This window comes from Bacillus sp. E214 (assembly GCF_008087365.1).
GTDB lineage: Bacteria > Bacillota > Bacilli > Bacillales > Pradoshiaceae > Pradoshia.
In genome coordinates this window covers 290,828-300,362 of record NZ_VENN01000003.1, presented here as the reverse complement: position 1 = coordinate 300,362, position 9,535 = coordinate 290,828, and the positions used below count along the sequence as shown (strand labels likewise).

General features: G+C 35.9%; 10 protein-coding genes, 1 other RNA gene and 1 pseudogene. 3 read left to right on the top strand and 9 right to left on the bottom strand.

The window, feature by feature from the left end; translation table 11 throughout:
- The 5 genes from FHY47_RS14000 to FHY47_RS13980 form a co-directional block, all read right to left on the bottom strand.
- A partial coding sequence (locus tag FHY47_RS14000) for a choice-of-anchor A family protein (RefSeq protein ID WP_187393494.1) occupies positions 1-1,292 on the bottom strand: 1,292 nt, incomplete at its 3' end.
- A gap of 264 nt (positions 1,293-1,556) precedes the next feature.
- A non-coding RNA gene (ssrS, locus tag FHY47_RS13995) (6S RNA) lies at positions 1,557-1,753 on the bottom strand.
- Positions 1,754-1,883: 130 nt separating this feature from the next.
- Positions 1,884-2,771: a TIGR01777 family oxidoreductase gene (locus FHY47_RS13990; RefSeq protein WP_066101327.1), complete on the bottom strand. Its 888-nt coding sequence runs from the start codon at positions 2,769-2,771 to the stop codon at positions 1,884-1,886.
- A gap of 84 nt (positions 2,772-2,855) precedes the next feature.
- Complete coding sequence (locus tag FHY47_RS13985; RefSeq protein WP_139891412.1) at positions 2,856-3,713, bottom strand: ATP-grasp domain-containing protein; 858 nt, start codon at positions 3,711-3,713, stop codon at positions 2,856-2,858.
- A gap of 1 nt (position 3,714) precedes the next feature.
- Positions 3,715-4,608, bottom strand: coding sequence for an ATP-grasp domain-containing protein (locus FHY47_RS13980; RefSeq protein ID WP_066101330.1), 894 nt, complete (start codon positions 4,606-4,608; stop codon positions 3,715-3,717).
- Positions 4,609-4,779: 171 nt separating this feature from the next.
- Here FHY47_RS13980 and FHY47_RS13975 point away from each other — a divergent pair, with 171 nt between their 5' ends.
- A complete protein-coding gene (locus FHY47_RS13975; protein WP_139891414.1) occupies positions 4,780-5,544 on the top strand; it encodes a YqcI/YcgG family protein in 765 nt (254 codons plus the stop codon).
- Between the two features lie 63 nt (positions 5,545-5,607).
- Here FHY47_RS13975 and FHY47_RS13970 read toward each other — a convergent pair.
- The 3 genes and pseudogenes from FHY47_RS13970 to FHY47_RS13960 all read right to left on the bottom strand — a co-directional run.
- Positions 5,608-5,790, bottom strand: a pseudogene (locus FHY47_RS13970) (KGG domain-containing protein); the annotation flags it as partial.
- Between the two features lie 553 nt (positions 5,791-6,343).
- On the bottom strand, positions 6,344-7,018 hold the full coding sequence (locus tag FHY47_RS13965; protein WP_148630898.1) for an SOS response-associated peptidase: 675 nt from the start codon (positions 7,016-7,018) through the stop codon (positions 6,344-6,346).
- Between the two features lie 74 nt (positions 7,019-7,092).
- Positions 7,093-7,572 (bottom strand): spore coat protein, encoded by a 480-nt coding sequence (locus FHY47_RS13960; RefSeq protein WP_225983664.1) that lies wholly within the window; start codon positions 7,570-7,572, stop codon positions 7,093-7,095.
- Between the two features lie 227 nt (positions 7,573-7,799).
- Here FHY47_RS13960 and FHY47_RS13955 point away from each other — a divergent pair, with 227 nt between their 5' ends.
- Positions 7,800-8,015, top strand: a complete 216-nt coding sequence (locus tag FHY47_RS13955; RefSeq protein WP_066101348.1) for a hypothetical protein — start codon at positions 7,800-7,802, stop codon at positions 8,013-8,015.
- A 30-nt stretch (positions 8,016-8,045) separates the two neighbouring features.
- Here FHY47_RS13955 and FHY47_RS13950 read toward each other — a convergent pair whose 3' ends face one another.
- Positions 8,046-8,606, bottom strand: a complete 561-nt coding sequence (locus tag FHY47_RS13950) for a phosphatidylglycerophosphatase A family protein (protein WP_077247956.1) — start codon at positions 8,604-8,606, stop codon at positions 8,046-8,048.
- A gap of 135 nt (positions 8,607-8,741) precedes the next feature.
- Here FHY47_RS13950 and FHY47_RS13945 point away from each other — a divergent pair, with 135 nt between their 5' ends.
- A complete protein-coding gene (locus tag FHY47_RS13945; protein WP_148630896.1) occupies positions 8,742-9,473 on the top strand; it encodes an alpha/beta hydrolase in 732 nt (243 codons plus the stop codon).
- The last annotated feature ends 62 nt before the right edge of the window (positions 9,474-9,535 follow it).

The following is a 9,535-nucleotide window of genomic DNA, read 5'->3' as shown; positions in this document are numbered from 1 at the left end:
TTATCGTACAGGCGCAGGACGGCTCCTTTTAGTTTCTTATCTGTTCCTGTTTCAACCTTGGTGATTTGGATGGATCCTTTAGGTTCCTCTTTCCGTATGTTTTCAAGGGTAAGTTCTACATCTGGATATTCCTCATTGACTATTATTTCTTTCATATCTGTTAATAGCTCATAGCCTTCTGGGGGTTGTACTTCCTTCAGGTAGTACGTGCCAAAGGAGAGGTTCTCAAATGTTGCCAACCCATTTTCATCAGATGTTTGTTCACCTACCGGTTGACCCTTACCCTGTGGATTATCGTATAGGTTAAAGATTGCTCCTCCTAGTTTCTTTTCAGTTCCTTTTTCAACCTTGGTGATTTGGATGGATCCTTTTATTTCTTCATCTAAAGGTAAATTTACATTAAACGGGTGATGATGCGTTTCGTAATTTCCCTCGGAAGAGTTAATAAAATCTTTAACTATAACAGTCCCATTTATATTTCCATAACCCGAAGGGATAAATTCAGCTTGGGGTGCCAATAAAGATCCAACCATTTCAAAACCAAATATATCCAGTTTGGTTAACTCAGGAAAATTCCAAAGAATCCTACTACCATTTTTAGTATCTAGGTGTCCTCCATTATTTTTCATTGAAAAGTTACCCATACTCAAATCCGTACCTGAAATATTAATTAAAACTGCAGAATTTTCTGGTACTACTAAATCAAGCAATCCAACGTTTCCACTTGCTAGGTCTTCAGTTGTTAAGTTAAATATATTTAAATCTTGGTCATAACCTCTCAATGTCAAATTGGAACCATTTTTCTCGAGATTTCCATTAGGAGTCAATTGTGACCATTTAGATGATTTGTACGTTAAATCGTTATATACAGCCTCAAAATCAATCAATTCTGTTTTTAAATCTACCCTAAATGGATTTCCTTCTACTTTATTATTGTGTGTCGCACTATGAAATTCATATGTAGCATCTATCCCAATAGCGGTATTCCCTTTAAAATTAGTAAAGTTTTGGGCGTAAAGTGAGTTTCCAACTATTAAATCGTAACGTTCTTTAGATTCCGTCAATTTGTCTCCTATACCATAATTGGTATAATGAGCTTTATTCCCAACAGCAACTCTTCCTTCTGCATCGGAATTCATCTGGATGTGATCATTAAAAACAAAGATATTAAAATCATTCGCTACACCTAAGTTAGTATAAGTGGTTGCAGCATCTGTCTGTGTGTTTGATACCGGCAGCCAAGAAATAAATAGCGAAAATATGATTGAAAAAATAAACAGCTTGTTCTTCATTCTCATTCCTCCAAATATTTTGACATTAGAATTTGTAAAGCAAACTTTTCATCCACCATTTAATAATAAATTAATACTATATTAATATAGTATTAATTTATTAATAATTTTATAAAAAATCAATAAATTATGTATTTAATTAATTATATTATTATATTATTTAACAAAAAACCAACCCTTAACAGGATTGGTTTTAGTTGCTTACTGTATCTTGAATTGTGTAGATGGCATTAAAAAAACCAATTCCTAATTGGAATTGGTTTTGATTAAGCCACTTTTGCCGTTACATATAAGAAAGTTTTAAACCACCACTTCTCCAAGTGGGTGTTCGCAAAAGCTTTCCTGCTTGTCCTCCAGGTCATATAGACAGAGGCTTGTCATTCCAGCCTTTATAATAAAACTCCCTATTACAGCTTAAAGGTTAAAACTTAAATTATGCATCACGTACAATGTAGCTCGTACTAAGTATAATACTCCTCTTATCGTTTAAATGCAATGGAGATGACTTCCATAATAAATATATAATTTCCAGAAAAATGGAAGTTCATCAAGAGGAACCAACACACAGTACAGGCGGTTAATGAAACTATCTCATTTAAATATTTCTTTTAAAGCATCTTCCAAATTTTTATATTTAAATGTATACCCCACTTGTTCAAGCCTTTCAGGGAGTACCCAACGACTTTTTAGAACAAGCTCCGGCTCCGTTCTAATCAGTATTGCACCTGCCTTAAGCATCCAAGCAGGTGTGGGGAGCCCAAATTTTCTGTTCATACTGTTACGGAGGTGAACCATTAATTCACGATTGGTGACTGGATGGGGTGAAGAACAATTAAATACCCCCTCCAAGTCTTCTCTGTTCTTAAGAAAGAGAACAAGTTGAAATAAATCTTCAATATGTATCCAGCTAAACATTTGTCGTCCAGATCCCTGATACCCTCCAAGACCAAATGTAACGAGATTTTTATACGGAGTCATAACTCCGCCGCTTCCCCCTAATACGATTGCAATTCTTAAGGCAACTTGCCTTGTATGCGGTAGTTCAAAGTTAAAAAATGTTTCTTCCCACGCTTTCGCAACATCGACTGAAAAGCCGCTTCCGATCTCACCCTTTTTCTCTGTCATAGGTCGATCTTCCGCATGTCTGTATATGGTGGCAGTACTGGAATTAATCCACAAAGGAGGTGGAGTCATACACTCAAGGAGGGCACTCCCCAATATAGCTGTTGTTTCAGTTCTAGACATGACTATTTCTAGCTTATTACTGGCATTATAGCGGCAATTTACCGATTTTCCAGCCAAATTAACCAATAACTCGGCCCCTTCAAGCGCTTCCTTTATTTCACCTTTATTATGCCAGTTAATATGTTCGTTGCTTCTGGAAATAACCAGCACATCATATCCCATAGAATGAAATTGCTTCTCAAAATACTGGCCAATAAAACCTGTTCCCCCAGCAATTACGACCTTCTTTCTCATCCACTCATCCCTTTACCTCAAATTTATGAAGTATATCACTAATATTTTATCAAATATTTTACATTCTTTTGAATAAAAGGATTATTATGCGTGCAAGTCAACCATTTGTTTATTAATATACTTCAGATACATATGTACAACATCAAAGTCGTATTGTTGGTAAAGTGTACGGGTACCTACTGCATCTTCTATTTCGTTGAACAGGAATTGCCCGTCCTGGCCGATGAGAAAATCGATTCCTACAAAGTCAAAATCAAATAACTCACCTATTTTATTTACTAAATTCACTTGTTTCTCAGACAAAGTATAACGCTCAGCCTTTCCGCCAAGTGAAAAATTAGACTTAAAGCTGTTGCTGGAATAACGTTTAACAGCTCCAATTATCTCCTTACCCAGTACGAAGACTCTCACATCAACACCTGGATTATCACACATTTCCTGTAGGATAACATCCCCCTTATTAAGCTCCCCCATCTGCTTAGTTAATTCTGTTTTGCAATCTACTTTAAAAACATCCGTCCCACCATGGCCGCTGTTGGTCTTCAAAATAAGTGGATAATTTAATAGCGACTGTCCCTCAGTGAATGAGATTGCCGTCTTCACAGATTTTATTCCATGGCTGTTAATCATTTGATGTGTTTTAGCTTTATGATTACAAATATCCGTCACTTGAGAATTGTTAAAAACTCTGCACCCCATTAATTCAAAATGAAGGCTTATTTGACTGTCTCGGGTGCGGTTAATGACGAAATCCGGTTGAAGTGAATTCCCCTCCTCCATATAAACGGACAATTTTCCATTATCAATTATTAAACTCAATTCCTCGGCAAATACAAGCTGGATATTTAGATTGTGCTGATTACTATTATTAATAAACTGATTGGCAAACCATTTATTTTTGTCATAATCCTCGCGCTTATAGATCAGTAAGCCTTTAAACATGTCACACCATCCGCAAAATATAATCGAAGATATGCTCAGTTACATCAATACCTGTACAATCATAGATATTTTTTATATGAGCATTTGAATTTACTTCACAAAGAATCGGTTCTTCCTCTTCGCCAAACAAAAGATCCACTCCACTAAAATCAGCTCCGATAATCTTACTTGCCTTAATTGCCAGTTCTTCAAATTCTTTCGGAAGAACATATTCATGCATGACCCCACCATTTGTCACGTTTGCTCTAAAATCTGTTTCGGAAGTTCGCAGCATAGACGCCACCACTTTGTCACCTACCACATGAACTCTTACGTCTCTGCCTTTACTGTTTTTAATGAATTCCTGATAAAGATGTGGGATTTGAAGTAGTTCTTTTCTCTTTTTCTCCAATTCTTCACGGGTTTGTACCAGATACACCTGCTCACCAAAAGATCCGTAGGCCTCTTTAATAACAATCGGATAGGATAATTCCCTTTCAATAAACTCAATAAATGAATGATCCTTTTCCAATGTATTTGTAAAAGTCAGCGGGGAAAATATAGTTTTCGGTAATTTAATTGAATGATCAGCCAGTGCCTGGAATGTCATGATTTTGCTATCACACACTTCAATCACGGAAGCCTTGTTAAACAGTCGATAACCCATCTGTTCCAACTGATTTGCCAGACGAATATCCTTATCCAAGAACAAAATAAAATCCGGCCGTGCATGCTGTCTTTCACTTTTAATAATGGTTTGATTTCCTTCAATAACAGAGAATAATTCTGTATTTTTAACTAAGTCGAGAATGATTCCTTTTTTTGAAGCTGACTCTTTATACCAATCATGGATTTCCATAAATTTTGGAGACAGCAAACTCCCATTATAGATTAACCATCCATACTTTCTTTCCATATTGAGGATGCTCCTTACTATTTATTCGTTTGTTTTATTATATCAAACCAGTGAGAGCTGAAGAATTTCATCATTAATCTAATCGAACAAAGCAACCATTCCAATCATTTTCATATGATGAAATTATCCCTAATTGTCCCGTACGTAAAAATACGTCAAGGAGTTTAATTTATGAACCATTTACTGATTAAATCTGACTTTAAAAAGGGGAATCTTCTTCCGAGGTGGCTGAATGAGGCCTATAACTATTGGAGTTCTACTGTCAGTGACAATCAATTCCCATGTCACTTTGGCATGAAAGCAGAGCGAGATGGCCTCCTCCGCTATACGTATTGTGAGAATCATAATTTTTCTGCGCTTCCACATACACTTAGCGAATTTCTCAAACTTTCAAGGAAGAATCCATCTATTCGGTATGCATTGGTTCTTTTCGTAGAGCCTGAACTTAATTATCAGCACCTTGATTATGATTATTATAATGCCAATTTTTGGAGTATTTTATCCTATTTGCACGAACAGGATGATAAAGAATGGTCCAATGATATTCCCCTTGATCCAGATGATCCCCATTGGGAATTTGTTTTCAACGGGGAACCTATCTTTGTATCTGGCAATGCTCCTTTTTACCAAAATCGTATTACCCGAAATCTAGGTGATTGCCTAATCATGATTTTTCAGCCAAGAAGAATTTTTGCTGATACGTCTTATACTACTCCACATGGCAGAAAAGCAATTGAGGTTATTAGAAAAAAAGTTGAGAAGATTGAAAACATGCCGTATCATCCAGATTTAGGCGGCTATGAGGATTTATCCAAGAGAGAATGGAAACAGTATTTAATTACGGATGATTGCAATCCAATTAAAGGAACTTGTCCAATGAGGAATACTCTATTATCATCTGGTAAAGGTAATCAGAAAAAGGAAAAACCATGCTAAGTCAGCATGGTTTTTCCTTGATTGCTTATAGTATTTTTTTTAATTTCTGAAGAAGGTTTAATCGTTGTTTGCGCGGGCTTTACCGCCTTTTTCACCAATCTCTTTATAGAAGTCTTTATCATGATTTTTCTTGGTGGCTTCTCCACCCTTTTCGCCAATTTCTTGGTAGAAGTCCTTATCATGATTTTTAGATGTAGCTTCTCCGCCTTTGCGTCCTGCTTCTTCTCTAGACATTTTGTCTGCCATAAATAATCGCTCCTTTTTAAGAAATTATTTTGTTGTTTACACTACTATATTTATCCTCTTTTAAAAGATAAAAACATAATTACACGTATTTAACCTTTTTGTTATTCTCTTGTTATTCGAACTTAATGTTTAAATTCGAAATAATAGTTTCAGTCGTTGAAATCATACTAGCATTTCATAGTATCTCTCTTACTACCATTTTGTAATCAATATGTTGCCTTTCCTACTTCTCATATTCTAATTTTTACCATACAGTAGTATGATTGTACTGTAGTTTACTATATTGAATGAAAAAGTTAATCAACCTATTTGAAGGAGGTCAGGGAAACATGATAGTAGTCATTATTCTTTTTTTATTTTTACTAATGTTGTTAATTGAAAAATCGAAGTATGAAAATAGCACCTATTAACAAGAAACGAATAACTCCTTTTTAAAAGTAAGGTTTAATACGGGATTATACGGCGAATACCTAATCGTCAGAGTTTTAGATAATCTGAAGGATTTCCACAGAAAACGAAAATTTCCGTTAATAAATGCCGAGAAAAATAATAATCAACATATTCTTTGAATTACGTGTTCCGAATTATTTTTGGGTGAATTCACATCAGCACTTACTTCAAAAGCTTCCATTAATTCAGGATTAAACGGACGTAAATATTGTTTTAGTAAATGCGAATCATGAATCTTTGGATTCAGCCACTTTTGTTCATCTTCCGGGTTAAGAATAACTGGCATCCGGTCATGTATGGAAGACATCAATTCATTGGAGGACGTTGTAATAATGGTACACGTGCATACGGCCTGTCCTTCTGGTGAATTCCATGATTCCCATAAACCTGCCAATCCAAATGGCTCTCCGCTTTTCAATTTAATCCGCATCGGTATTTTTCTTTCAGGCGTTTGCTTCCATTCAAAATAGGAATCAGCCACAATTAAACAGCGTTTATTTTGGTATGCCTTCCGAAAACTTGGTTTTTCCGCAAGCGTTTCTGATCGAGCATTGATCAGCTTATATCCTATTTTTTCATCCTTTGCCCACGATGGAATCAATCCCCACCTCAAATAACCTAAGCGATTTTTGGATCCATCATTAATAACGGCAACAATTCTCTGAGACGGTGCAATATTATAACTAACTTGATAATCTGCCTCATCAAAGGCTGCCTCTATATGAAATCGTTCAATAATCGTTTCAAACGTTGAAAATAACGTAAATCTACCACACATATGTATCACCTCATGGCCATTATAACAGTTTTATTTCAGGAACCAAAAAGGCACCCATCTAGGTGCCAGAGCCTTCAATATTTTTTTGCAATTGCTCTATTAGCGTTGTTTACATCGTTTTTAATCAAAGCACTTAAATCATATGCGGGATACATATTATTCTTATACATATAGTTAAATACCTGGCTATGCAAATCAATCATTCCGTTTAGTTGGTTTGTTAATGTCTTTTTCAAAACAGGAGTAGCCGTTTCAGTGATGGCTATCGAATAATTCCGGATTAATGTTTTTGTTAATCCCAATAAATTCCCTGCAAAAAAGCTGGCGTCCGGTTGTTCTCTTTCATCCTCTTCCCTTTGCGGTGCTCTTGGAAAGTATTGCAGCAACTCTTTAATATATCTTTCCAAAACTTTAATTGTAGTCAAATATAGATTTTTCAACTCCTGATTTGGTACATCTCTGACCTTCATTTTCAAGCCTACTAATGCATTTGATGCAAATGCTACTAATTCATGCAATTCCAGTGTTTCATGATATGCAAGTGTATTAGCCAAACAACTTCCCCTCCTTCATTCCTTCACAAAGAGTATATGATTGCTAGGCTTGTCTCTTTCCTTCTTTTTATCTTGGTAAATATCTTCTACTATCAAGGTTCATTAAACGGATGATTATTTAATGATGATTAACAACTTCAACAAAAACAAACATCGAACATACGTTTCTTTTTTTGTTGAATAAGAAACGTATGTTCGTATATAATGAAAATAGGAGGTGAAGATAAATGAATGATTTACTTAGGAGCATGAGAGAACAAATTCCCATCGATATCATCTATGTCTCGAATAAAAATATTTTTACAAAACGCCGTATTCTGGTTAAATCAATGGGTGAGCAACTGATTCGTGCCTATTGTTTTAACCGCAAACTCTATCGAACATTTAAGAAGGAACAAATCTTATCTACCCAACTCGTTTATCAATCCCAGCGGTCATCATAAAAAGAAAAAGAAGAGGTTCCCCCCCTTCCCTTAGCCAATCATTTCTTCATGATCTATATCTTCAATTTCATCCTCGGACAGGGATTCCTCTTTATCACGCAGACGATGAGCTAATCTGGAAGCAGCACTTGCTGCAATTGCAGCGACCAAATCATCAAGGAATGTATTTACGCCTCTTCCCTCTTTCTTCGTATCTAAATATCGGATAATCCCCAATTTATTCTTATCCAGGTGACCAAATGTTGTCACACCAATACTTCCATAACCGAGCACAGCTCCTAAGGCAATGGTTTCATCCACACCAAATAAGGACTCATCAGACTCAACAATAGACTGCAATGGCTCTGACAGCATGCCCTTTTCAGCTAATCGATCTAATTCAATACCTACAAGAAGGGCATGCTGAATTTCACGTTTCATCAGGACACGTTCTATACTATATATGCATTCATCCAGAGTTAAATTATCATTATAAGGAAATTGCATTTCATAAACAATTTCAGCGATTGCTTCAAGTGTAACACCTCGACTTTGCAAGGCAAGTTTAGCAGCATTTGTCACTGTTTTACTATGTACACGTTTTTTAATCATATCTCTATTACTCCTTTTTACACTTTCATCCATTATACCATCAGAATCTTCATAATATCACAAATCTCCTGATTATTATATACAAGTTAGAGTATGCTAAAATATACCTGAAAAGAATAACAGGGGGTGAGCTCATTGGCATTAAAAGCCGGAACAATTAAGGGTATATCTTTTAACAGCAAGGAATTAAATGAGGAAATCGAACTCCTTGTATATTTACCTTCAGCCTTTTCCCATCTGTATAAGTATTCCGTCCTGATTGCACAGGATGGTAAAGATTATTTCCAATTAGGCAAAATTGGACGAGCTGCAGATGAGCTTTTAGAAAGGCAAGAAATAGATAATATAATCATTATAGGTGTCCCTTATAAAAATGTTGAAGATCGCTGGAATAAATATCATCCTGACGGCCTGAAGCATACTGCCTATAAAAGGTTTCTTGCACATGAACTTGTTCCATATATTGATGCCGAATATCCGACCTACCAAATGGGGCTGAGCCGCGCCCTAATCGGAGACTCCCTGGCAGCTACTGTTTCATTAATGGCAGCTATGGATTATCCCAATACATTCGGCAAGATTGCATTGCATTCCCCACTTGTAAACGAGTCCGTACTATCAGCAGTGGAGTCTTTTCAATTCCCGCATTTAACGCAAATCTACCATACGATTGGAAAGAATGAAACAACAGTACAAACATCTAAAGATGGGATCATAGATTTTGTACAACCTAATCAGGAACTTAACTCGATTATTGAAAGCAAAGGCTTTCCGGTCTTTTACGAAGAGATTGATGGAGACCATACCTGGAGGGCATGGCAGTCAGATATGAAGAGGACACTTACCTGGCTCTTTCACAGGACATAATTAGCAAGGAAATTTTTTTGAATATTTGCTATAATGAAGTAATATCTAATTTTACAAAATAA

Bases quoted from the DNA above. Each gene is read 5' to 3' on its own strand.
- FHY47_RS13990 (WP_066101327.1), bottom strand. From the start codon at position 2,771: ATGAGAAAGAAGGTCGTAATTGCTGGGGGAACAGGTTTTATTGGCCAG.
- FHY47_RS13950 (WP_077247956.1), bottom strand. From the start codon at position 8,606: ATGATTAAAAAACGTGTACATAGTAAAACAGTGACAAATGCTGCTAAA.
- FHY47_RS13955 (WP_066101348.1), top strand. From the start codon at position 7,800: ATGAATGATTTACTTAGGAGCATGAGAGAACAAATTCCCATCGATATC.
- FHY47_RS13965 (WP_148630898.1), bottom strand. From the start codon at position 7,018: ATGTGTGGTAGATTTACGTTATTTTCAACGTTTGAAACGATTATTGAA.
- FHY47_RS13985 (WP_139891412.1), bottom strand. From the start codon at position 3,713: ATGTTTAAAGGCTTACTGATCTATAAGCGCGAGGATTATGACAAAAAT.
- FHY47_RS13980 (WP_066101330.1), bottom strand. From the start codon at position 4,608: ATGGAAAGAAAGTATGGATGGTTAATCTATAATGGGAGTTTGCTGTCT.
- FHY47_RS13975 (WP_139891414.1), top strand. From the start codon at position 4,780: ATGAACCATTTACTGATTAAATCTGACTTTAAAAAGGGGAATCTTCTT.